This is a genomic window from Chitinophaga silvatica (assembly GCF_003419895.1).
Lineage (GTDB): Bacteria > Bacteroidota > Bacteroidia > Chitinophagales > Chitinophagaceae > Chitinophaga > Chitinophaga silvatica.
Map to the genome: position 1 here is coordinate 72,649 of NZ_QPMM01000014.1, position 25,316 is coordinate 97,964.

19 protein-coding genes are annotated in these 25,316 nt (G+C 39.4%); 16 read left to right on the forward strand and 3 right to left on the reverse strand.

The window, feature by feature from the left end; genetic code table 11:
* Positions 1-33 precede the first annotated feature (33 nt).
* From DVR12_RS23825 to DVR12_RS23835, 3 genes are all read left to right on the forward strand, one after another.
* Entirely contained in the window at positions 34-1,236 is a 1,203-nt protein-coding gene (locus DVR12_RS23825; protein WP_116978319.1) for a TlpA disulfide reductase family protein, read from the forward strand.
* A 19-nt stretch (positions 1,237-1,255) separates the two neighbouring features.
* A complete protein-coding gene (locus tag DVR12_RS23830) occupies positions 1,256-2,230 on the forward strand; it encodes a TlpA disulfide reductase family protein (RefSeq protein WP_116978320.1) in 975 nt (324 codons plus the stop codon).
* A gap of 326 nt (positions 2,231-2,556) precedes the next feature.
* The gene (locus tag DVR12_RS23835) at positions 2,557-3,156 is read left to right on the forward strand and encodes a hypothetical protein (protein ID WP_116978321.1); all 600 of its coding nucleotides are present in this window, start codon (positions 2,557-2,559) and stop codon (positions 3,154-3,156) included.
* Between the two features lie 286 nt (positions 3,157-3,442).
* Here DVR12_RS23835 and DVR12_RS23840 read toward each other — a convergent pair whose 3' ends face one another.
* The gene (locus tag DVR12_RS23840; RefSeq protein WP_116978322.1) at positions 3,443-3,820 is read right to left on the reverse strand and encodes a hypothetical protein; all 378 of its coding nucleotides are present in this window, start codon (positions 3,818-3,820) and stop codon (positions 3,443-3,445) included.
* Positions 3,821-4,285: 465 nt separating this feature from the next.
* On the opposite strand from DVR12_RS23840, the gene DVR12_RS23845 reads away from it, so the two are divergent.
* The 3 genes from DVR12_RS23845 (at position 4,286) to DVR12_RS23855 (ending at position 6,150) form a co-directional block, all read left to right on the forward strand.
* The gene (locus DVR12_RS23845; RefSeq protein WP_116978323.1) at positions 4,286-4,786 is read left to right on the forward strand and encodes an SRPBCC family protein; all 501 of its coding nucleotides are present in this window, start codon (positions 4,286-4,288) and stop codon (positions 4,784-4,786) included.
* A 29-nt stretch (positions 4,787-4,815) separates the two neighbouring features.
* Entirely contained in the window at positions 4,816-5,193 is a 378-nt protein-coding gene (locus tag DVR12_RS23850; protein ID WP_116978324.1) for a DoxX family protein, read from the forward strand.
* A 78-nt stretch (positions 5,194-5,271) separates the two neighbouring features.
* Positions 5,272-6,150 (forward strand): DUF72 domain-containing protein, encoded by an 879-nt coding sequence (locus DVR12_RS23855; protein ID WP_116978325.1) that lies wholly within the window; start codon positions 5,272-5,274, stop codon positions 6,148-6,150.
* A gap of 2 nt (positions 6,151-6,152) precedes the next feature.
* Here the strand turns inward: DVR12_RS23855 and abc-f are convergent, their stop codons facing one another.
* Positions 6,153-7,742: a ribosomal protection-like ABC-F family protein gene (gene abc-f / locus DVR12_RS23860; RefSeq protein ID WP_116978326.1), complete on the reverse strand. Its 1,590-nt coding sequence runs from the start codon at positions 7,740-7,742 to the stop codon at positions 6,153-6,155.
* Between the two features lie 333 nt (positions 7,743-8,075).
* Here abc-f and DVR12_RS23865 point away from each other — a divergent pair, with 333 nt between their 5' ends.
* From DVR12_RS23865 to DVR12_RS23875, 3 genes are all read left to right on the forward strand, one after another.
* On the forward strand, positions 8,076-8,930 hold the full coding sequence (locus DVR12_RS23865) for a hypothetical protein (RefSeq protein WP_116978327.1): 855 nt from the start codon (positions 8,076-8,078) through the stop codon (positions 8,928-8,930).
* 107 nt (positions 8,931-9,037) lie between these two features.
* Entirely contained in the window at positions 9,038-9,760 is a 723-nt protein-coding gene (locus tag DVR12_RS23870) for a hypothetical protein (protein WP_116978328.1), read from the forward strand.
* On the forward strand, positions 9,757-10,572 hold the full coding sequence (locus DVR12_RS23875) for a formylglycine-generating enzyme family protein (RefSeq protein WP_116978329.1): 816 nt from the start codon (positions 9,757-9,759) through the stop codon (positions 10,570-10,572). Before DVR12_RS23870 ends, DVR12_RS23875 begins: the two co-directional genes overlap by 4 nt.
* 88 nt (positions 10,573-10,660) lie before the next feature.
* On the opposite strand, the gene DVR12_RS23880 is transcribed toward DVR12_RS23875, so the two are convergent.
* Positions 10,661-11,419: a nuclear transport factor 2 family protein gene (locus DVR12_RS23880; protein ID WP_116978330.1), complete on the reverse strand. Its 759-nt coding sequence runs from the start codon at positions 11,417-11,419 to the stop codon at positions 10,661-10,663.
* Between the two features lie 252 nt (positions 11,420-11,671).
* Here DVR12_RS23880 and DVR12_RS23885 point away from each other — a divergent pair, with 252 nt between their 5' ends.
* The 7 genes from DVR12_RS23885 (at position 11,672) to DVR12_RS23915 (ending at position 25,298) form a co-directional block, all read left to right on the forward strand.
* Positions 11,672-12,694 (forward strand): sialidase family protein, encoded by a 1,023-nt coding sequence (locus DVR12_RS23885; protein ID WP_116978331.1) that lies wholly within the window; start codon positions 11,672-11,674, stop codon positions 12,692-12,694.
* A 214-nt stretch (positions 12,695-12,908) separates the two neighbouring features.
* Positions 12,909-13,550: a carboxypeptidase-like regulatory domain-containing protein gene (locus tag DVR12_RS23890; protein WP_116978332.1), complete on the forward strand. Its 642-nt coding sequence runs from the start codon at positions 12,909-12,911 to the stop codon at positions 13,548-13,550.
* 29 nt (positions 13,551-13,579) lie between these two features.
* Positions 13,580-14,311, forward strand: coding sequence for a protein phosphatase 2C domain-containing protein (locus DVR12_RS23895; protein WP_116978333.1), 732 nt, complete (start codon positions 13,580-13,582; stop codon positions 14,309-14,311).
* A gap of 38 nt (positions 14,312-14,349) precedes the next feature.
* Entirely contained in the window at positions 14,350-14,913 is a 564-nt protein-coding gene (locus DVR12_RS23900) for a hypothetical protein (RefSeq protein ID WP_116978334.1), read from the forward strand.
* A gap of 55 nt (positions 14,914-14,968) precedes the next feature.
* A complete protein-coding gene (locus tag DVR12_RS23905) occupies positions 14,969-19,060 on the forward strand; it encodes a hybrid sensor histidine kinase/response regulator transcription factor (protein ID WP_116978335.1) in 4,092 nt (1,363 codons plus the stop codon).
* 132 nt (positions 19,061-19,192) lie between these two features.
* Positions 19,193-22,066 carry a TIM-barrel domain-containing protein gene (locus DVR12_RS23910; protein WP_116978336.1) on the forward strand — a complete coding sequence of 958 codons (2,874 nt, stop codon included), beginning with the start codon at positions 19,193-19,195 and terminating at the stop codon, positions 22,064-22,066.
* A 103-nt stretch (positions 22,067-22,169) separates the two neighbouring features.
* Complete coding sequence (locus tag DVR12_RS23915; RefSeq protein WP_158563356.1) at positions 22,170-25,298, forward strand: SusC/RagA family TonB-linked outer membrane protein; 3,129 nt, start codon at positions 22,170-22,172, stop codon at positions 25,296-25,298.
* Positions 25,299-25,316: the final 18 nt, after the last annotated feature.

Consider the following 25,316-nt stretch of genomic DNA (forward strand, 5'->3'; position numbering starts at 1 on the left):
GCAATCGCCTGAATCAATCAAAATGTAAAGCATATGACGAAAAAATTATTGACACTATTAATCGGAATGGGTAGCTTAACTGCTTTTGCACAGGATGCTGCAAAAAACGCTGCTGCTGTTCAAAAAGTTGTAATTACCGGTAAGTTAGATACAGCTCCTAATGATTCGCTTTTAACCGTTTATGAACCATATACAGGTGAATGGGATACCACCAGAATTAAGAATCACCAGTTTAAAGTTACCAGGTTATTACCAAAAGGAGGAAGTGTACATATCCTGATGATAGGTACCGCCGGAAAGGAAGAAAATGCTACTATTTTGTACCTGGAAGATGGTAAAGTGGATATAAGAGGCAAAGGTCCTGCTTTTAAAGATGCAAAATATACTGGAAGTCCATGGGTAAAAGACTGGGTAGAAGTATTCAATATGGTGGGCCCGGAAAACCCTGAAATGAAGAAGTTTAAAGAGCTCGAAGCAATGTATATTAAAGCCTCACAAATTGGAGACGAGGATAAGGCTGATGAATATAACAAACAAGGTGCTGTTATTGAGAAAAAACTGACTGACGGTTACAAGAAATGGATTGCTGATCACAGTAACTCAGGAGTAACCGGTTATTTACTCACCTGCTATATTAAAGGCCATAAAGAACAGGATTCAATTTATGCAACCCTGGGAGAACATGCTAAGGCAAGCAGAATTTTGCAACGCTTTGCAAATCCTGGTAAAGTAGATCCGTCTCCTGTATCTTTTAACATGGGAGAAGGAGGGGAAGCTAATGCTGGAAATCCTAAGGATATCAAGGTTGGTGAAGTTGCTCCGGATTTCAGCGCGCCTGATGTTAATGGTAAAATGGTTTCCCTGGCAGATTTCAAGGGAAAATATGTATTCATCGATTTCTGGGCCAGCTGGTGCGGTCCTTGCAAACCACAGATTCCATTCCTGAAAGCAGCTTACGATAAATACAAAGGCGACAACTTCGTAATGATGGCTGTTTCCCTGGATTCTAAGCGTGAAGCATGGACAAAAGCAATCGAAAAACACGAATTGCCTTGGTTAAACCTCTCTAACCTGAAAGGTTGGGGCGAACCGGCTGCCGGCGTTTATGGCATTACCTTCGTTCCTGCAAACATTTTGATCGGACCTGATGGAAAAGTGCTTGCAAAGAATTTGTATGACGAGAACCTTGAGAAAAAACTGGCTGAGCTGATTAAACCTGGCGTTGCCTCAAAATAGTACCTGAAAATCATTTTAAATGAAATCTCTTATTAGGTTAATAGTTTTGCTGTTGCTGCCTGCATTTAGCTTTGCGGAAGAAGGATTTGTGATTAAAGGTAAAGTTACGGGCATTGTCAGTGGTTCTGTTTCTGTAATTATTATAAACCGCGAAGATTCTCAGCAGGAGTTTCCAAAAGTTCGTATTGAGAATGGGGAATTTACCTATACTGGAAAAATAGACCATCCACAACTGGTAAATCTGAAAATCAGTACTAAAATATTCCCTGTATTTTTAGAAAATGCCAGCTATACCATTAATTCAGATTTTGAATCATTATCTGGAGAAAAATTGGTTGGGGGGAAAATTAATGGTGAGTATAACGCTTTCATAAAGAGTGGTAAGCCTCACATGGAATTCCTGAAAGCTAATCCCACTATGGGAGTTGCTCCATGGCTGGGTATTATGGTGGCAGATACTTACGACCACACGAAAGAAGCATATTCAGTGCTTTCTGCTGAAGGTAAGAATTCATTTTTCGGTCAAAAGCTTAAAGCAAACCTGGATCTCTATGATAAAAGCGGACCTGGAAAACCAATGCAAGACTTTAAAATGAGCGATCCTTCAGGGAAAGCTGTTTCAATTAAAGATTTTGCCGGTAAAGTTATAGTGCTCGACTTCTGGGCTTCCTGGTGCGCTCCGTGCATCGGTTATATTCCAAAAATGCGTGAGCATTATAATAAGTACAAAGATCAGGGAGTAGTTTTTCTTAGTGTTTCGGTAGATGACAGCCCTGAGAAATGGAAAAAAGCAATGGATGAACAAAAGATGGAATGGAATCAGGTATTGGCTGCGGGAGCTTTTTCTCCTACAGAAGGCATACGCCCGATTTTCAATATCAAAAGTATTCCTTACCTGATCGTAGTTGATCAGCAAGGTAAGATTGCTGCTCCATTGGATGCCTATCATAAAGATGAAGTAGCATCGGTAATCGAAAAGCTTATTCATAAATAGCATAAGATAACCTTAACCGGTATAGAGGCTATTCCAGAATTTTCTGGAATAGCCTCTTTTTTGTTTAAATAAATATCTGGGAATTTATCTATTGGTTATCAGATAAATAAGATTGATGCTTTTTAAGCAATATCCCCGGGAAGGGCTTATAATTGGATTTTAATACGTATTAAATAATAAATGTATTATCTTCCGATCATCCTAGCCAATGATACCACTATCCTGTTACATGAATTTTTGAAATAGCCTGGTAACATAGTTGACTTTAGAGTAAATCGACCCCGTTTTAATGTTACCCGACTATCTGATAACTATAAACTTAACGTATGTACGTAGTAAGAGTTGAGCCCGAAGCGTCTGCGTTTCTTTATAATGCAGCAGCTGGCGATTTTATTATCAAATCAGAGTTGAAATTTGTTTTTCGGCCTGATTCTCATGCTTTTGTATTACGTCAGGACCCCTTTGGTGAACCAATTTATGTAGCCATTAATCATTTAAAGGTAGACCCAGACTATCATCAGATGAGGTTCGAGACGGTGGGCATGAAACAGAAAACACAATACCAGTTAATTGCTTCACAGAAGTGTGATCAATCTTTTATTCGGATTATTGAAGCTGTTGGGAGAGAAGGTTTTGAATTTAAAGATACAGATGTCGACAAAATCAATATTATTTTCGAAAAGGGAAAAGTAGTGCGTATCAACTGTTATAAAAGAATTGAATTTCAGTTAACAGATACGCTTGGAATAACCAGGGAAGGCGAAAACCTTATTCTTGCGCAACAGCAACCCTTTTCCCGTAAAATTATTACACGGTTAGAAATTAAAAATAACCAGATTATTTGTACTACTCAGGAAACAACCAAGGTGTATGAATTAAATGTACAACCAAGAATAATTCAGTGGTTGGCAGAACTTCTTAATTAAGATATTATTGAATTGCATAAACCAGGTATAGAAATACCTGGTTTTCATTATGCTTTTAATTGCTACGATTGTAATCTTTAGATCTGTTTTTAGATCTGATAATTTTAATATCTGACTCCCGAAAGTAAATAGGGTTGTATTTTAACCCACTGATAATTAATATCTTAAATGGCTTGCAGCCATATATTGATTCTAGTACAAAACTAGGAGTATCTCAAGAGTCAGTCAAGCGTATTAATACGTACTCTTAGATAAATTTGTGTTACGTATATATACGCATCAGTTTTTATCTGTTACAATCTGCCGTCCATGTTTTTTTATCTCTCGTGAATCCGATTACCAGTTTATCTTTGTTGATGGTTATCAGACCAGTACCTGAAGAACCGATGCTAATCATAGTATTATCATCCTTTTTCTCAAACTCAACTCCTGTCAGGTCGGGGATTCCATCAGAAAACCTGAAATCATAGCGGGTACCAATTTTGGTAACAAATACACTACCATTATCCTGACTTATATTTTTTTCTGCATCCAGATATCCAATTTTTCCTTTGAATGTGCCGGCAAAAATATCTGTATCTGCAGGGTCTTTGTCTTTACTACAGGCTACAAACAATACAGTGGCTAACAATACAGCTCCAATAATACTTAAGATGGATTTCATAAAGATATTTTTTGGTTATCCTCCTAAAAATGCAATTAGTATACCAGTGCCACGATACAGGCTAAACGAAAATCTGTAAAACATATACTGGCAGAGCCTTTAGGTAGAACAGTATCATGGAGGTTTATTCAATTTCAGGTGGGTTAACGTTTACCCATATTGGGTAATATTGCTTCATATAGGCGGAAGGGTAGTTTTTAGTGTTCCCCTTTTAAATGCTAGTTAAATACCAGAAAAAAAATATTTTGTGCAACCGAATAGTTGCTTATATTTGCAACTGAACGGTTGCGTGATTCATGATATTAAAAATGGGTCAGCCTGGTTCCTGTACCGGAAAATTTGTTAATCAACTTACTGGCATGAAAATGAAGCATATTAATAAGTGGTTGGTAAAAATGAAGAAAATTTGGGTGAAAAAGTTTAAACAATTAGATCAAATACTGTTAACTATAAAAAACAAAAAAGATGAAAAATAATCTGATTTTTGATTTTTCTGTAGATAAGGAAAATAAAAGAATTGTCGTGAAAAGAGAATTTGCAGCCGGGCTAAATTTAGTTTGGGATGCTTACACAAAAAGTGATATCTTAGATCAATGGTGGGGGCCAAAACCATGGAAAGCAAGGACTAAAGAACTGGACCTCAGGCCCGGTGGCCATTGGATCTACGCAATGGTAGGCCCAAATGGCGAAGAACATTGGTCAACCAATCTATTTAAGACCGTGAATGTGCATAAAAACTTTACCAGGATAGACTCATTTTCGGATGCAAACGGCAATTTAATTAAAGATCTTCCGCAATCTCAGTGGGAAGTCAATTTCTCCAGTATTAATGAAAATACCCTTGTCGAATGCCATATTATTTTCGAGGAGCTGGCACAATTGGAAACCTTAGTTAAAATGGGTTTCAAAGAAGGATTCTCTCAGGGCATGAAACAACTCGACGAATTATTACCATCATTAAAGTAGGCGATGATTTTTTGACTATAACAACTTCTATGAAAAAGAAAATTCTATTTATTGTAAGCCTGTTATTTGGCCTGGTGTTTATTAATTCCGGACTAAATAAATTCTTCCACTACATGCCTCCTCCCAAGGATCTGCCGGAAGGATTAATTAAATTAATGACGGGTTTTTCTCAGGCTACCTGGCTAATTCCACTTATTGGAACAGCAGAGATTGTGGGAGGTGCATTATTTATCTCCAACAGATTCAGGGCACTGGCTGCTTTAATCCTTTTCCCGGTTTTAGTTGGTATTCTACTGACCCATATTACTGCCGCACCTTCAGGGTTACCACTTGCCCTGATTCTCTGGGCAATTGAAATCTGGGTAATTATTGAGAACAAACAGAAATTTCTTCCCCTGGTTAGATAGGGTACTTAAGCGGAGTTTTTTACTAATTTTTTGTGCCTTAGTAAAAAACTTCGCTTCTTTGCATAAAACGTAAGAAGAATGGATTTTGGCGCTAACTGGCAACAATATGAAAAACTTACCCTCTCAATACCCGGTTATCATCCAATAACAGATACCGTTTTATCTGGTATTCCCGGTGATTCCACCCTTAGAATTGGCACTTCCGGCTGGAGCAGGAAAGAATATGCCGGTACTTTATATACCCCGGGAACTAAAGAAGATAACTGGCTAAATGAATATAGCCGGTTGTTTAACTGCGTTGAACTTAATGCTACTCATTATAAAATTTACAGTGCGGATGCTATCCGTAAATGGACAAATAAAACAAAATCAAGGGATTTTAAATTCTGTCCGAAGGTGCCACAAGTAATCAGCCACCATAGCACCTTACTGAATGCTGCAACAGAAACATTTGCCTTTATAGAAGGAATCAGGGCGTTTGAAGACCAGTTGGGGCCTGTATTTTTGCAACTGAGCGAATACTTTTCTCCTGTTCGCAAGCGTAATCTTTACAAATATCTTGAAACACTTCCACAGGATATCACCTTCTTCGTAGAAGTGCGCCATCCCGATTGGTTTAATGATCCGGCTGAGCAGGAAGAGCTTTTTGCTACGCTGAAGCACCTGAATATGGGAGCGGTAATTACTGATACTCCTGGCCGCCGCGATTGCCTCCATATGGCTCTTACTATCCCTAAATTATTCCTGAGGTTTGTTACCCAAGGCGGGCACCCACTGGATGTTCAGAGGTTTGAAGATTGGAAAATCAAAATTGCAGATCTCAAAGCTAAAGGTATAGAGGATATATACTTCTTCCTCCACGTGCACGATGGAAAATTTGAAGCCGATTTCTACAAAACAGTTCAAACCGGCTTCGGCTTATCCATACAACAGGAGTCTCAATTATCTTTATTCTGAGTTCAATTCAGTTCAATAGTTCTGCTAATTCCTATTTTCTCCAGGAAAGACTCATCATGCGATATAACCAGGAGCGTGCCTTTATATTCACTAATGGCAGCAATTAATATTTCAATATTTTGAATATCAAGATTGTTTGTGGGCTCATCAAGAACAATTATATCCAATGCAGTATTGCTAACGGTCAGACTACACAGCATCAGTCTCATTTTTTCGCCCCCACTTAATGCACTGCAAGGCTTATTCCAGTCTTCCGGCCCAAATAAAAACCTGTTAAGTCTTATTTTAATTTCGTGTTCCTGCAAGGCGCCGCTATTAAACTGTTCAATTTGTTCAAATACCGTAAGCTCATTATTAATTAATGAATAATCCTGATCTATGTATATCGAATGGGATGCAGCACTGGAGAGTTTACCGAAAGATGGTTTAAGTTCGCCCAGCAGTAATTTAATCAACGTAGTTTTGCCACTTCCGTTATTTCCCTTGATAGCGATCCTTTCACCGCTTAAAATCTGAAAACTCAGCGGTGTATTCCAAAGTTGCTTATCACTATATTTAAAGTTAATTTCTTCAGCGGTGATCAATATTTTTCCTTTATGCAAAGAGGAATTATCGAACGCGATTTTCATTTTATCGAGATCCGGAAGTTCTTTTCTCAGCTGATTCAGCTCAGTAGACAGATTATCTATTTTATCTGCATGCATTCCTTTTACCCTTGCCGTACTTTTTTCTGCATTGTTCTGAAACGTTTTCATGGAAATAGTAGGCAGCCCGGCTTTTTCCTGTTTCTTTTTTCCTCTGGCATCAAGTTTTTGCTGTCGTTCTATTGTTTCTCTTTCTGTTTCCTTAGCTTTTCTCAGCGCTTTTTCCATGCTTCTGATATCATGCTGTAATGCCTCCTGTTCTAAGCCTCGCTGTGAAATATAAAAGTTATAGTTTCCTCCATAAGTGGTGATACCTTTTTTACTTAGTTCATGCATGGTGTTGAGCAGGTTTAGTAACCGGATATCATGACTTACAACTACCAGGGTTTCTCTGGCTGTGCTGATATAATCATAGAGTTGCTGTCTGCTTTTCACATCGAGGTGATTACTGGGTTCATCCAGCAGCACTATATCTGGCTGGTGAATGAATATACCTGCCAGGAAGACTTTAGTTTTCTGGCCTCCGCTGAGAGCATCCATTTTTTGATTCAGATCTAAGCCCTGAAGTTGCCAGTAGGAGAGAGCTTCCTGGCATCGTTCCTCGATGGTCCAGTCGTCTTCCAGGGTTATAAGATCTTCATCGCAGAATTCTCCGGCCAGTATGGCCTTCAGAGCATTGAGTTTTTTGTCTGTTCCCAATGCCTGGGCAATGGTATACCCCGTATACTGACCGTAGTGTTGAGGCACGAAATATATAACACCTTCACGCTTAATAATTCCCTGAGAAACGGGTAGCTGACCTGCTATTATTTTTAGCAGGGTAGATTTGCCTGCTCCATTATTACCAATAATAGCAGCTTTATCATACTTATTGATGATAAGATTAATATCTGAAAATAGTAAGTCTTTATTGGGATGCGTATAGGCTACGCCTTGAAGAATAAGCATAATTTCTTTCTTAAAAAGATGAAGAATACTGGCCTTGATAAGGCTATCTATTTTTCCTGAAAGAAATTATATCTCACATTGGTGTAGAAATGGTTTTGTTAGAGTGCAAAAGTAGGGAAAAAAAATTATAGTCAGATTTTTTATGTAAAATTGCAATAATATATTGTTTACCCAATATTGTAGCCGACGTTTAATCTGAATTATTCCTTGAGTTTATTGTGTCTATATTTTTTAGAGAATCGCATTTCTCAATACACATTTTTGAACCCTCTGAGTTTTTAATTATTAAAAAGTTGTCTAGATGTCAAACATTAATTTAAATCCCTTACATAAATGAAAAAAATTCTCTTAGGATGGATGTTGATATTATCCTCCATCTTCGTTAGTGCGCAAGCTCGTTACAATGTTTTAGCCGTAAAAATCGATTCCCTTACTGTAAATGGAACAAAGATTAAAACCAATTTACCTTTTCAGACTGCGGTTCAAATGCCAACTATTATATTAGAAGGGTATTCCTATAATAAAAAGGCAACAATCGGACTTACTCTTAGCTATTATATATGGGACAACGCTATTTATAATGCATCTATAAGTTCTTTTGGTTCATATACTCCACCGGTTTATATGGCAAATGAGGGAGGGAAAGTTGTTATCTTTATTGATGATAAAAATTATTTTCAGCGATTTAATATAAGAACCTATTCTGTAGGAGGAACTGCTGATACAGATGCAAACTTTACTGGCTGGACAGTGGCTGATGAAAAAATTCATGATACCATTCCAGCCCAAAGAAAATACCTGATCGGCTATACGAATCGGTTTGCAGGAAATGTACTCGCAAGTGGAAATGTAGCAATTGGTACAGATACTCCACGGGCAGCTCTGACGGTAAATGGAGAAATTTATGCCAAGAGAGTTAAAGTAACTGCTACCGGGTGGCCAGATCATGTATTTGGTCAGGATTATGAATTGCGTCCTTTGGAAAAAGTGCAGGAGTTCATAAAACAACATGGGCATTTACCAGATATTCCTTCTGCAAAAGAAGTAGAAAAAGAAGGACAGGATGTGGGTGAAATAAATAAGAAGCTTCTGCAAAAAATAGAGGAGCTCACACTATATCTCCTTGAAATGAAGCAGGAAAATGAGAAGATGAAAAATAGGATTAGCGTCCTGGAAAAACAAAAATAGTAATTTCAGGCAAGGATATAGTACGAACAGCTGAGGCAGAGTTATCTTCCTTGTACTTGCTTGAACCTCATTATTTTTATCCTACTTTTGAAAATTAAATTTATTTTATGAGAATTACTTTCATAGGATTGTTACTCTTCTCAACGCTATTTGCAAAAGCACAGGATTACCCGGAACCCAGCAAGGAAAGTGTTGAATATACTGAGCAAAGAAGTAAAATAACAACCCCTCCTTATGGCCTTGCTAAAGTAAAGGCAATGATTGCTAAAGTGAAAGCTGATGATAATGATAATATGAAGCTTTCAAATAAGGATTATAATAGTCTTTCTCTCCGTGAGAAATTTACCTATAACATGATTCATGCTGAAGAGTATTCACAGAATTGTGATGTGCCTACTCCTGTGGCAGAAGCGCAAAAACAGATATTCGGGCAGGTGCCGAGTTCATTCAATGAATATACATGGAGCGACAGACAACTGAATTTCTTTAAGGATAATAAAGATTCTGTTATTGCAATTATAAAAGAATCTGTGAATCGTAGTAAAAGGGTAGGTGTAAATTACAAAGAGGTTATTGTATTAATGAATGCAACCGAAATGATTCCATTTTTGGAAGAAGTTTATCAGCGCGATAAAAAGGATCATGATATTCTGACTGTTTTTTTATTATTGATGAAAAATAATAATTATCAACCTTTTCTGACAGCCAGCTCATACCCTAAGTTGTATGGAGAGAATGTAGATTATTATAGTAGTCACATCGCTTATAATTCGGCTAATGAGCAACTAATACTGCAACGGGTAAACGATTTTTATAAGAACCGTAAATGAGTGGCAGGCTCCTATATTTATTACTATTGCTGAGCATTGGAAATAACCTGATTGCTCAGACCCAGCAAATGATAACTGTGCCGGAGGGCACATATACGGTGGGGGATAAGCATTCTATTGTAAATCCATTCAGAAAAGTTCATTTACCTGCTTTTGAAATAGCAGTAACGGAAGTGACTAACCGGCAATTCTCGGCTTTCGTTGCTGCTACGGGTTATATTACTGATGCAGAAAAAAGGCATAGTTCTATGGTATTTGAACCTGGGTTAGAAGAGTTTAGATGGATCAATGATTCTACTGCCAGCTGGCGTTTTCCTAACGGAGTATCACGTGGTGGTATAAACGATAAAATGGATCATCCGGTTACCGCCATCAGCTACTCAGATGTTACAGCTTACTGCCAATGGGCCGGTTATCGTTTACCAACATTAGACGAATGGGAAGTAGCTTCCCGTGCAAATGCAACAACAAGATATTGGTGGGGCAATAACAGAGATCTAATAGGTGAGTATGCTAACATCTGGCATGGACGGGATCACCTGCAGGCCGATAGCTCTGACGGTTATATGTATACAGCACCGGTTGCCAGTTTTAAGCCAAATCCATGGGGGCTATACGATATGTACGGAAATGTATTCGAATTTTGCAGTGGCCATACCAAACATGATAAGCCCGGAAGTACAATGATTCATGCACGGGGCGGAAGCTGGTGGTGTAGTAAAAATTCCTGTAACTTTTTTAATTCTGTAGATATTGGAGGCCAGAACCTGCATGCTTCATTCAGCAACCAGGGATTTCGGGTAGCACGATAAAAAAAAGGATGCATCAAAAGTAGTCTGAATGGCGGTTCCCGAATCAAATCAGGTAAAACTACTTCTGATACATCCCATTCTGATTATATTAGCGCCTCGTCAATTCTTCAGCGATACCCCCATCTTCCTTTACCAAAAGTTTCTTCACATTAGATTGAGTGACGAACTCAAAATTCAGATTCCTTTCTTTCATGAAAAATTCGGATGCAGTTGCCGGATAAATATCTGAGCGTTTACCATTGTTATTGAGAACTAAATGATCGGTAGCCACAGTGATCTCAATTTCAGATTGTGGCCCTTTATATTTACCAGCAAATGCTTTCAGTGCAGCATTGCTCAGTGTAATTGCTTTCCTGCTTTTATTGGCGGCATGATGATCATAGCTTAGTACTCTGCTCATCTTCCAGGAACCGTCTTTCAATAACCAAAGATGTGTGAAACTGGCTTCTCCATCCAGAAATTCTGGTTTACCATCCTTCGTCACATAAAATACATGCACGCCGGTTAGTATAGCGCCGTAAAGATCTTTTCCTTTTCTGAGCGGGAAAACGTGAATGGATTCAGGTATAGGTTCTCGTCTTAGTTTGAAGTTGGGATTGCCGCAAAGGTTTTTCATACTCTCAACAAAAGCAGGTAAACCCAGCATTGGGCCTCCTTTATCATGATAAAATTCCAGGTCCTGTACAAAGAAACTATCAAGTTTGGAAATATCACAGGTATTGTAAGCTTTCCAGAAAAGGCTGTCCTTATGCAAAATAACAGTGGTTAGTTCTGCATCGGTAGTTTGGGCCTTAGTATGTAGAAAACTGGCAAATAAGAGCATTAAAAGGCTGATACGTTTTGTCATGGTTGATTATTTGAAACAAAACTAGTGAATCTATAGTACTGTATAATGCATAGTACTATTTTAATTTATGATCGGTGAATATCCACGATAATAGGAAACTGGTAGATAAGATAATCTGCAGTTCATTTTTTCTATTTTAGAGAGGGAAAGGGTTTGAAGGAGTGCTTTAGGCTAAAAGTCGCGCTGGTATTGCGATACTTCGTAATATTCTGTAGTTTGTGCCCGTCGATCTTTTCATTTTAATGTCATGTTATGAAGTATTTATCCTATTCCATGCTGCTTCTGGTTGGTTTTGTTGCCAATGCGCAGAAAGTTACTAAGCTCAAAGAAGAGCTAATCTTAGATAATCCTCCGTTTCCGGAGTGCCATGCTTCTACTATTATTGAAACACCTGGCAAACAGGTTTTAATTTCTTTTTTTGGCGGAACTGAGGAAGGGAATAAGGATGTGGGAATCTGGACGGTTGGCCAGACTGCAAAGGGCTGGAGCGCTCCGGTAGAGGTAGCCACCGGTAAACAACCCGATGGTACACAGTTTCCATGCTGGAACCCGGTGTTTTACCGGACCAATAAAAAAGACCTCGTTTTATATTATAAGGTTGGCCCAAATCCCAGAGAATGGTGGGGGTTGCAAATGGTTTCACAGAATAATGGTAAAACCTGGTCGAAACCCGAACTATTGCCGAAAGGAATTCTCGGACCTATTAAAAATAAGCCCGTGGCAGTCGGAAATACTATTATTTCTCCATCCAGTGTCGAGTACTCAAATAAAATCTGGAAAGCACATATAGAACGTTCTGCAGACCAGGGCAAAACCTGGACCTTTCAGCCGGTAGATACTGCGAATTCCGCAAGGGTAATTCAGCCAACGGTATTGGTATATCCAGGTAAACTTCAGGCGCTTTGCAGAAGTAATCAGGATAGAATCATGTCGTCCTGGTCTTATGATCAGGGTGTTACCTGGAGCAAACTTGATACCTTATCCCTGCTAAATCCTAATTCGGGGATCGATGGGGTTACACTAAAAAGCGGATGGCAGTTATTGGTTTACAACCCAACAGTTTCCGGAAAGCAATGGTCCAATGGCCGTGGTGAACTGGCGGTAGCCATGTCTAAAGATGGCAGCAACTGGACAAAAGTATTAATGTTGGAAACCGGCAATAATAAAAATGAATTTAGCTATCCGGCTGTTATTCAAACTTCAGATAATAAAATTCATATCACGTATACCTATAATCGAAAGAACGTAAAACATATTGTTTTACAGGAGCAATAATTTAGATGGAAAGGATGGTAGTTTGATAGAAATTTTTATCAAACTACCATCCTTTCAAATTTCATCATCAACCTACTTATCTATCTAAAATCACAAATCCTTACATTTCACAATTTTTAGTAGCTTACATTCAATATAATTTATATACAGGTTGTTCAGATTAGCCATATTACTAGGTTTGTTGATATCGACTTTTACTGTAAATGCACAAAGTATGCTTACAGGTTATATCAATTCGGAGGATAGTATTCCTTTGAATAATATCACTATTCTGAACAGAACTAACGGTAACAGTTCTGTGAGCAACGATCAGGGCTTTTTCAGTATTAATGCACAAAGAGGCGATACATTATTATTTAAGGCCTTAGGATACACTCCGGTATTATATATAGTAAAGAAAGATAAAACTGATCTTCTCTTCAAACTAAAAAGAGAGCCAATAGAACTACAGGCAATAAATATTATCCAATATAATTACCATAAGGATTCCCTGCGTTTCAGAGAAGAATATGCAAAAGAATTTGCTTTCAGACGGCCCAGATGGAATGAAGTAGTTCCGATGATAGGACTGGGTTTTGCCGTTAACATCAATCAGTTATATAAAGCTGTTTCCTTCAAAAAAAATAAAAAGAAAGAAAATTTTCAGAGACTCCTGATTGCTAAAGAGAAAGAAAATACGGTTTTAAGAGTATTTACTCCCGGATTAGTTAGCCAGATAACCGGATTACAGGGCGATAGCCTCTCTACCTTTATGACCAAATATCAACCGACCTATGAATTTATAAAGGATGCATCTACCTACGATATCTGGTCATATATTAAACAACACTATCAGCAATTCATTACTCCAATGTAAATAATAAATAATATCTTGCAGGCTAAACTATGAAGCTATTTTCCCATCTACAAATTGGTGATCACCACGTTAATCATTGCGAAGACTATTTTCTAACTGCAAAATTTACTGAATACCATCTGGTTACTGCTGTCATGGACGGTTGTTCCATGGGTACCGACAGCTATCTTCCGGCTACCTTAACAGGTAAACTCCTGAGGAAAATCTGCAAGGAATTCTATTATCGATCCTTTATAGAGAAATCGATTCCCAATACTAACACCTGCCTGGAGCAGATCTTTAATCAATTATTTAAGGAATGGACATTTCTCAGCAAGTACCTGGATTTAAGCAGAGAGGAATTACTAAATACTTTGCTATTAGCAGTAGTTGATTTACGGGATCAAAATCTTGAATTACTTTGTATAGGTGATGGTGTGGTTTGTATAAACGGACAGGTAACCAGTTTCGAGCAAAATAATAAGCCCGACTACCTTGGTTATCATTTGAAAGAAAAATTTGAAGATTGGTGGAATAACCAACCGCAAAGAATTACAGCCAAAAAAGTAAACGATTTCAGTGTGAGTACAGATGGTGTTTTCTCTTTTAGCGCTTTTGATAATAAAAGTTATAAGCCACTAATAAGTGCTCCTGATTTTTTATTGATTGATGATTTTTTATCAGGTAATGGTAATATGCTTTACAGGAAGCTAATTATTCTTGAAGAAGAATATGGGATAAGACCAACCGATGATTTAGGAATTGTAAGAGTGATTTTTTAATTTAAAAAATAATTATTTTCAATTAGTAAATCTATTTTATGCGTTATATCCTGGTCTTATTATTGGTTTTCTCCAATCAAGTGCTGAAAGCTCAATCTACTCCTGCTGTAAATGAAATAACAGCTAAGATGTTAACCTATTTCAAGCATCTTAATACAGATGTAGATAAAGGAATTTCAGCCGAAAAGAAAGCTGAAATGAGCGGGCATCTCGATTTATTGAAACAGGACCTCAATGGATATATGACAGCCAGAAAAAAGCTCTCTGATAGCCTGTTTCGTAGTAATATTACTCCAGGTAGTAAAAATAGTGACGAACTGGATTTACTAAAAGGAAAAATGAGTCAGGTGATTCAACAGCTAAGAGGCGTAAATGATTTTGTGTGCCCGGGTTTACAAACTGAAGGTGATAAGTTGAATGAGGAAATTTATAATGTGTTATATGAAGAGCCGGTTCGGTATTTATCGAATCTTGAGGCATTTTTGGCTGGAGTACCTGTAACCAAAAAGGATCTGGCGCTCGATGGCAGCATCCATTATCAACGCCTTGAAGAAAGCATAAAACTACTTTCAGACATACAACGAAAAATCGGTAAAAAATAGATCAGAGTTAATCGGGGAATCTTATATTTGGCATCAGCCAAATGCCATACATTCCATGTTCCGAATCCTCGTTATATTAGCTTCATTTGCTTATAGTTCAGTGCTGTTTGCACAAACCTATCCACAGCAATTCGAGTCGATCGATCATAGAAGAGGCTTGTCCAGCAACCAGATTAATTGTATTGCCAAAGATGCTTCCGGCTTCGTATGGTTCGGAACATTGGCAGGTTTAAACCGGTTCGATGGCTATACATTCAGGGTATTTAGGCATAAGCCCGGCGACACCACAACGGTGGGCGACGATTTTATTAATCAGATAGTTCCTGGTCCACACCAAATGCTATGGGTGCAAACTCCCAATGGCTGGAATATCTATGATCCAGGCAAAGAAAATTTTATAGTTCATCTTCAGCAGCATTTGGCTGCTATGCAATTACCTAATGAAGAATTCAGCGCAATAGTTCCTGATGCTGAAGGCTGTTATTGGTTTATAGTTTCAGGAAAAGGAGCCTACAGATATAACCCATCTACCCGTAAAAGTATTCACTTCACTAAAGTAAATGGACAGCTTTATTCTGATCATGTTTCAGCGCTCTCTACTGATCACCGTGGTAATATCTGGATTGCCTATACAGAAGGAGTGTTGGATCAATTCAATAAAAATGCAAACCAACTGATCCATCGCACAACCGGGATAGCCTTACTTACGGGGGCTGCGGAAATAGATTATAAGATGTTCATCGATCCGGATAATGATGTTTGGCTATACAAAGCCGGGCAGATGAAAGGGCTTTTCTATTTTCAATCTGCCACCGGTAAAATGCAAATGTGGCAAAAAGATAAGGGGCCTCTACGCCTGAATAATGATATCATTAATGGAATCACTGTTGATAATAATAACCGGATTTGGATTGCTACCGATCACGGAGGGGTTAATATAATTGATAAGAAAAACGGACAGATAAATTATGTTTTGCATAGCGAAAGAGAAGAGAAAAGCCTGGCACAGAATAGCATAAATGCTATCTATAAAGATGATGCAGGTATAATTTGGTTAGGCTCCTTTAAAAAGGGAGTAAACTATTACCATGAAAGCAGTCCGCATTTCCCACTGTTTCAGCATCATCCCAATTTGCCGTCACTTCCGTTTAATGATGTCAACCGCTTTGTGGAAGACCATCTTGGCAATCTATGGATTGGTACAAATGGAGGAGGATTACTCTACTACGATCGTGCAAAGAATACCTTTAAACGATACCTGTATGATCCGGCCGGCGGTAATGTAATTGTTAGTTTATTAATCGATAGGCAAGGCAAACTATGGATTGGTACCTACTACGGTGGCCTTTACTCTTATGATGGCAGGCAATTTACAAACTACCGGCATCAGCAAAATGATCCCAACAGCCTGGCCGATGACAGAATCTGGGAACTCTATGAAGATAGTAACGGTGTACTTTGGGTAGGAACCTTATCAGAAGGAGTCCTGTCGCTCGACCGTAAAACCGGTAAGTTTACCCGGTACAAGCCCTCTGGTAATAAATCGAACTACATAGCTGCTATTATGGAAGACAAACAGTCTAATATCTGGCTGGGCACTTCTTCCGGTATAGATGTATTAGACAAGCATGCCTCCTTGCTCCGGCACTTCGAGCATATCGAAAATGATAAGGCAAGCCTGAGCAATAATATTGTAACTGCAATGGTTCAGGATAGCCGCGGATTAACATGGATTGCCACTAACGACGGTTTGAACTGGTATAATCCCGCTACTAAAACCTTCAACGCCTTCAGGCAGGAAGAGGGGCTGCCCGATAACGTTATCCTCACACTCCTGGAAGATGATGACAAACAATTATGGGTAAGTACCCCTAATGGATTATCTCGTATAACTGTTACAATGAAAGCAGGGATTCCAACCTTAAAATTCAGGAACTTTGATGAAACAGACGGACTTCAGGGCCGGCAGTTTAATGAGAACGCTGCACTGAAAACTAAAAATGGAGAACTGGTTTTTGGTGGCGCAAATGGGTTCAATATTTTCAAACCTACCGAATTCGGAGAACATTCACTTCCTCCTAAGGTAATTCTGACAGGACTCCAACTATTTAATCAGGAAGTACAGATAGGAAAACCATATAATGGAAGGATTGTGCTACCGGAGTCAATAGCCCATACCAAAGAACTGGTATTGAAATATAACCAGAATATCTTCGCCGTAGAGTTTGCGGCGCTGGGATATCTTAATGCCCATAAAACCCGCTATGCATACCGCCTTGAAGGATTTAGCGACGATTGGTTAGTAACAGACGGAAATATCCGGAAGGCTACATTTACAAACCTGAACCCTGGTAAATACACTTTATTAGTAAAGGCAGCAGGGGAGAACGGCGATTGGAGTACAACTCCGCTGGCATTAAATATCAGAATACTGCCACCCTGGTGGCTCACTGAAGTGGCGATAGCCAGTTACATAATTCTCCTTATTGCATCCTTTGTTTTTGGACGGTATTTAATATTACGCAGGGCTAAAGCCAATTTCCGCATACAAAGAGAAAGACAGGAGGCCCGGCAGCTGCATGAACTGGATATGATGAAAATCCGGTTCTTTACAAATGTTAGCCATGAATTCAGAACTCCTTTGTCGCTTATTATTTCACCTATAGAAAAAATGTTGAGCAAGGCCGGCCAAAATGAGGATCAGCAACAATTTAAACTCATTCATCGAAATGCCCGCCGGTTGCTAATCCTGGTAAATCAGTTGCTCGACTTCAGAAAACTGGAAGAGCAGGAACTGAAGTTGCATAAATCAGGTGGTGATATCATCGGTTTTATTCGTGAGGCAGTATTATCGTTTTCGGATCTTGCAGAGAATAAAGGAATGAAATTTACTTTTTCTTCCAATTGTGAACAGCTCTTCACGGCATTCGACCATGATAAAATTGAACGTGTAGTATTCAATTTACTTTCAAATGCTTTTAAATTTACTTTTTCCGGTGGAAGTATAGATGTATTGTTGACACTTAAAAAAGAAGCAGGAAGTCAGGCTTTGGAAATAAGTGTAAAAGATACAGGTATTGGAATCAGCAAGGATAAACAGGAGCAGATCTTCGAAAGGTTTTTTCAAAGTGCATTGCCGAATTCCTTGCTGAACCAGGGAAGCGGGATAGGATTGTCTATCACCAAAGAGTTTGTGCGTTTGCACGGAGGTACAATTAGTGTAAGCAGTGAATTAAATGTAGGAAGTTGCTTTACAGTTTCATTGCCGGTAAACCCTATATCCGAAATAAATATACTTACGGAAGAAATCAAGGTTTCGGCATCTGTTACCAAGCCTGCAGAGGTTCGCAAACCAGTAAAAGGGAAGTTGAAAACCATTCTCCTGGTGGAGGACAATGAAGATTTTCGATTTTATATTAAAGACAACCTGAAAGAACATTTTAATATTATAGAAGCGGGAGATGGAAAAGCTGGGTGGCAGAAAGCTCTGTCTGAGCATCCCGATTTGATAGTATCGGATATCAGTATGCCAGAAATGAATGGAATTGATTTATGCAGAAAAATAAGGGAAGATAGTCGTACCCATTTTATACCGCTTATATTATTGACGGCGATGGCCGGAGAGCAGCAGCAATTGGAAGGACTACAAACAGGGGCCAGTGATTATATTACCAAACCATTTAATGCTGAGATCCTGATTTCCAAGATCAGTAATTTATTATCACAACAGGAAGCGATTCGAAAAACCTACCAGAAGCAGGTAAAGGTTGAGGCTTCTGTACCCGAAAAACCTGAAGTTTCTTCGGAAGAGGATTTTGTAAAACGCGCCCTCGCTTATATAGAACAAAATATAGGGAACGCAGATTTGTCTGTAGAGGATTTGAGTAAGGAAATGTGTATGAGCAGAGCTGCTTTATATAAGAAGATGTTTAGTTTAACCGGACAGGCACCTGCTGAATTTATTCGCAACATTCGATTGCAAAGAGCCTTGCACCTGCTGGAACAGGGAGGAACTACTGTGGCCGAAGTTGCCTATCAGGTAGGATTCAATAATCCAAAATATTTTGCACGCTATTTCAAGGAAGTTTATCATGTTTTGCCAAGTACATATTTAGATGCTCGAAAAAGGAACAATTTATCTAGTTGATTTTCAATCAAAAATTTAGAAAGGTTGACATTTGAATACCTAGTTTTAGACGTTACCATACCCTCTGGCTGAATTAACCTGCGTAGTTTCGAATCGTTGAATTTCATTTCCACGGTTTTGAGAAACTAATACATGAGACAGACCAGAATCAATCGATACAGCCTGTGGGCTCTTGCCCTCATGTTGTCTGCGACCACCTATGCTTCGCCAAAAGACACGTTAGTTACGAATACAGACGGAGTAACAGTTTTTCCGGATACCCGATACGCTGGTGGTGCAACAGCAGTACGCATTCAAATAATAAGAGACAATATTGTCAGAGTTAGTGCTTCACCTAATTCTACTTTCAAAGATCCAAAGAGCTTCATGGCCAGCTATAAGCATGAAAGTGTTAAATGGACACTTAAAAATGAGAGTGATGAAGTTGTACTGAATACGCCATCTTTAGCCGCTCATATCAATAAAGTTACAGGAGCAGTAAAATTTACTGATCTCTCTGGTAAAGAATTATTGCATGAAAGAACCAACAATGGTCGTCAACTCACTTCTACCATTTATGAAGGGCAGCCTTCCTGGAAACTGGTACAAACCTTCGAGTCACAGCCCCAAGAAGGATATTTTGGGCTGGGTCAGCATCAGGATGGAATATATAATTATAATGGTCGCCAGGTATATTTCTTTCAGAACAATACCGAAGTTGCCGTTCCATTCTTATTGAGCAGTCGCAATTATGGTATTTTATGGGATAATTATTCACTTACTAAAGCAGGAGACACCAGAGAGTATTTACCGTTATCGCGCCTTCAGTTGTTTAGTAAAGCAGGAGAAGAGGGATGGCTGACTACTTCCTATGCTCCAAACAGGGATAAACCTGACAGCGTTGCATTTACCAGGGCAGAATCAATAATTGATTATAGTTATCTGGATGATGATAAAAAAGGATTGCCAGCCGGATATCCTCAACCTACGAGTGCAATTACCTGGGAAGGTAGTATTGCCAGTAATGTGCCGGGTACTCATCAGTTGAAATTTGTATACGGAGGATATATCAGGGTTTGGGTAGATGGTAAATTGATGGCAGATAAATGGCGTCAATCCTGGAATCCGGGTGTCGCAATTCTTGATCTGAATTTAGCCGATCATCAGAAACATCCGATTAAGATTCAGTGGCTACCTGATGGTGCTGCATCTTACCTGAATGCTAAAGTATTACCACCCGCACCTCCGGCATTGCAAAATACCTTCTCATTTGATTCAGATGCGGGTCAGCAAATCGATTATTATTTCATAGCTGGAAAAAATGCCGACGAGGTAATTGGTGGTTATCGTGTGCTTACCGGTGATGCACCTATTGTTCCCCGCTGGGCGCTGGGTTTCTGGCAAAGCAGGGAGCGATATAAATCACAACAGGAAGTACTGGAAACAGTTAAGACTTTCAGGCAAAGAGGAATTCCGCTCGATAATATCGTACAGGACTGGAGCTATTGGAAAGAAAATGATTGGGGTAGCCAGGAATTTGATGCAACAAGATTTCCGGACCCTGATGGAATGATTAAGGAATTACATAAGCAACATACCCGGCTAATGATTTCAGTTTGGCCAAAAGTATATGAAGGAATTAATGTTTATAACCAGTTTAAAAAATCGGGTTGGTTATATGGTAGAAATATTGCCGACCGGCAGCGCGATTGGATCGGGGAAGGTTATATCTCTACATTTTATGATGCTTTTAATGCAGATGCCCGGAAAGGTTTTTGGGATCTTTTGAATAAACATTTATATAGTAAAGGACTGGATGCCTGGTGGATGGATGCAAGTGAGCCGGATATATTATCCAATGTTTCTCCTGAAAAAAGAATAGGACAGATGATACCTTCCGCAGCCGGATTAGCTGCCGAAAATCTCAATGCCTATCCTTTGGAGAATGCAAGAGGAATCTATGAAGGACAAAGAGGCACAGATCCAAATAGCAGGGTGTTCCTGTTAACAAGATCCGGCTATGCAGGGTCGCAAAGATATGCTGCAACGATCTGGAGTGGTGATATTGGGGCCAGATGGGAGGATATGAAAACACAGATTACTGCAGGAGTGAATTTCTCGATGTCGGGACTTCCATACTGGACAATGGACATCGGAGGGTTTGGAGTAGAAAAACGTTTTGAGCATCCTAATGCAGCTGATCAGAAAGAGTGGCAGGAATTACAAACCAGATGGTTCCAGTTTGGAACGTTTGTACCGCTGTTTCGCTCTCATGGCCAGTTTCCGTTCCGGGAAATTTTTAATGTCAGCGAGCCGGGATCTCCTGCTTACGAAAGCATGTTATATTATAATCGTTTGCGTTATCGCTTATTGCCCTATACCTATTCTTTAGCAGGTATGGCTTATCACCAGCAGTATACAATTATGAGAGGACTGGTGATGGATTTCCCGAACGATGAACATTCATTGACTGTAGGTCACGAATATATGTATGGCCCATCCTTCTTAATAAACCCAATATGTGAATATAATAGGAGAGAACAAAGCGTGTATTTACCTGCGGGCCAGGGATGGTTCGACCTGTATACAGGTGCCTACCAGGAAGGTGGGCAGGAAGTCACAGCCAAAGCTCCGTATGAAAGAATGCCGGTATACGTTAAAGAAGGAAGCATTATTCCAATGGGGCCTGCACTTCAGTATACCGATGAAAAGAAGCCCTATCCTGTTACCTTATTTGTCTATACAGGTAAGGATGCATCATTTACTATTTATGAAGATGAAGGAACAAATTATAACTACGAGAAAGGAGCTTATTCCCAAATACCTGTAACGTATAACGAATCAACCAAAGAGTTGAGCATTGGAGATCGGAAAGGAACATTTGAAGGGATGCAGTTGCGTCGCCAGTTCCGTATTGTTTGGATCAGCAAATCCACAGCCCGGCCCTTAGATCCCGAAGTAAAACCATCAGCACAGATTTCCTACACAGGCAAAAAAGTTACCATTTTTTATCAACACAAAAATTAACAAATGACATTTTTCTACTTCACAAATGACACAACTTAAATCCGATGAACTGAAAATTTTCCAGCTATTCACCCAATTGAATAATTCCACTAAAATGAAAAACATGTTACAAACAATATCACTAAATGGGCGGCGATCCGCATCTTTTCTGGTGTTTTTTCTTCTAATGAGCGCTGTTGCTTTTGCGCAAACCGTGCAAATCAAAGGACGGGTTACCGACCAAACAGGTAAAGCGTTGCCAATGGCTTCAATCGTTGAAGCAGGTACCACCAATGGGGTACGTTCCGACGAGCAGGGAAACTACACAATTAAAGTAAAACCAAATGCACAACTTTCATTTACCTACGTTGGTTATGTTGCTCAAACTATTTCAACAGCCGATAGAGCAGTAATTGATGTGCAATTACAGGTAAATACCGAAACAGGTTTGAATGAAGTTGTGGTAGTTGGTTATGGTACGGCCAGACGTAAAGACGTTACTGGTGCTATCAATACCATTAGCAGCAAAGATTTCGGTAATAACTCAGCTTCAACTCCAAGCCAGTTGATTCAGGGTAAATCTCCTGGTGTTCAGGTTGTGAATAGCAGCGGTACTCCGGGTAGTGGCGCAAATATAGTAATTCGTGGTGTCGGCTCTTTCACCAGTGTAAGTCCCCTTTATGTAATTGATGGTATCCAGGGTGATGCCGGTTTGTTTAACGCGATAAATCCACAGGATGTTGAAAGCATCACTATTCTGAAAGATGCTGCTTCTACAGCTATTTATGGTGCTGCTGCTGCAAATGGAGTAGTATTGGTTACTACCAAAAGAGCTAAAAGCGGTAAGCCTAAACTGGCTGTTACCAGTCAATGGGGCGTTGCAAGCGTGCCTAAGAAATTGAGCGTTTTAAATGCTGCTCAATATCATGAACTGGCAAAAGATTATGCAGCATCTCAGGCCAGTGTTTTGCCTGCTAAATTCAATTCTCCGGACATTGATGTTACCCGCACCGATTGGCAGGATGCAATTTTCCGCAAGGGAATTGTATCCAATAATGCTATTAGTCTGAGTGGTGGTTCTGAAAATGTATTGTATGGAGTTTCTGCCGGATATATAGATCAGGAAGCGATTGTACAAAACTATCATTACCGTGCTACCAACTTTAAAGTATACCTGGAAGAGAAACTGGGTATCTTCCGATTCGGACAATCTTTAAGTGCACAGTTCCAACGCAATACAGGCAACCAGGCTACAACTGGTGATGCAATATATATGCCTCCGTATTTTGATATTTATGATCCGACCCGTCAGGGGGGCTTTACTGCTGCTACTAACGTAAAAGACCTTAGTAATGCTAATAACCCTTTGGCTGCAATTTATACCCGTGAAACTACAAGCAGAAACTATTTATTGTATCCGCAGTTTTTTGGTGAGATTAATCTCCTGAAATCACTGAAAGTACGATCTCAATTGGCCATTTCCTATGGTGGAAATAATACCAGCGATTACCAGATGCCTTTCATTAATGGTAATGATCTTTCTACCGGTCGTTCTGCTACTGAGTCAAATTCCCGATATAACTGGTATTTACTGGAAAACTACGCCACCTGGAACCAGGCTTTTGGTAAGCATAGCATTCAACTGACTGTTGGTAACACGTATAAAGACAAGGGTAGTTCTTCCTTTGTTCGTGCCCAGGGTACTAATATTCCGAACGACGAAATTCGTAATATTTCCGTGGCATTATCTAATACGGTTACCGGAGCAACTTCCGGATACGGTAATCCTAATGTGCTCATCTCTTATTTTGGTAGAGTTGTGTATAATTTCAACGATAAATACATCTTCTCCGGATCGTTACGTAGAGATGGATCTTCGGTATTTGGACCAACCAACAAATTTGGTAACTTCCCCGGCGTTGGTTTTGCATGGAATGCAAGCAATGAAGAATTCGTGAAAAGCTTACCATTTATCAGTGATCTGAAAGTTCGTGCAAGCTGGGGTAAAACGGGTAATAACAATATTGCGGCATACCAGACTTCAGTTCTTACCTACAGTGGTAGCCCAACCGGTAATCTGGTTTATAGCTTAGGACCTGATGAAGCATTTGTTTCAGGTACTACTGTAAATTCCATCGCCAATAAAAATCTCAAATGGGAAGAAACCATTCAAACTAATGTTGGTTTTGATTTGAGTATGTTTGATGATGCCCTCACGGTTAATTTCGATTGGTATAACAGACAGAATAAAGACTTGCTGGTAAACGTTCCGATTCCTAGTTCTACAGGGTCCGGACCAGCTACTGGTAGTCCTACGCTGGCTAGCAATGCTGCCAGTGCAAAAAACACCGGTGTTGAACTGGCTTTGAACTATAAGCATACAACACCTGGCGGTTTTCATTACAGTGTAGGCGTAAACGGTGGTTATAACAAGAATGAAGTACTTTCATTGGGTAATGAATTTACAGCTCCTATCCGCGATGGAGCATTCGATCAAAATGCTGCTGCTACCTATACGGCAAAGGGCTATCCAATCGGTTCATTCTATGGTAGGGTAATTGACCATGTGGCAATAGATCAGGCGGATGTTGACAAATATAATGCTATGGCTAAAAAGGCTAGCAACGGCGCTGTTACAACTTATCAGAGTAATCTGAAACCTGGCGATTATATTTTCAAAGATCTGAATGGTAACGGGTATGTAGATGATGGAGATATGCAGGTATTAGGCAATCCAATTCCTAAGTTTGTATATGGAGGTAATATTAGCCTGGCTTACAAAAACTTCGATTTTAATCTTGCAGCTGCAGGTGTTTCGGGCTTGAAACTGTATAATTCGCAAAATTATATTCTATTAGGGAATGCTGCTTTGCACAACGTAAGTACCGATTACCTCGACCGCTGGCGTAAGCCCGGTGATATTGCAAAATATTCACGAGCTGGTCAAAATCCTTCCGATAATTTACAACCTTCAGATTTTTATGTAGAAGATGGTTCATACCTGCGTATTCGTATGATTACTCTTGGTTACACCTTCCCACAAAATTTCCTGAATAGCTTTAGCAAAGGAGTGGTAACTAACCTGCGTTTATATGTTACCGGTGAGAATTTGTTCACCTTCACCAAGTATAGTGGTTATGATCCTGAAGTTAGCCAGCCAACCGGTTCAAGCTTCATTTTCGCAAGAGGTATAGACCGTGGTTTATTACCACAGCCTAAAACCATTCTGTTTGGCTTGCAAGTAGGGTTTTAATTAGTCACATGAAAACAA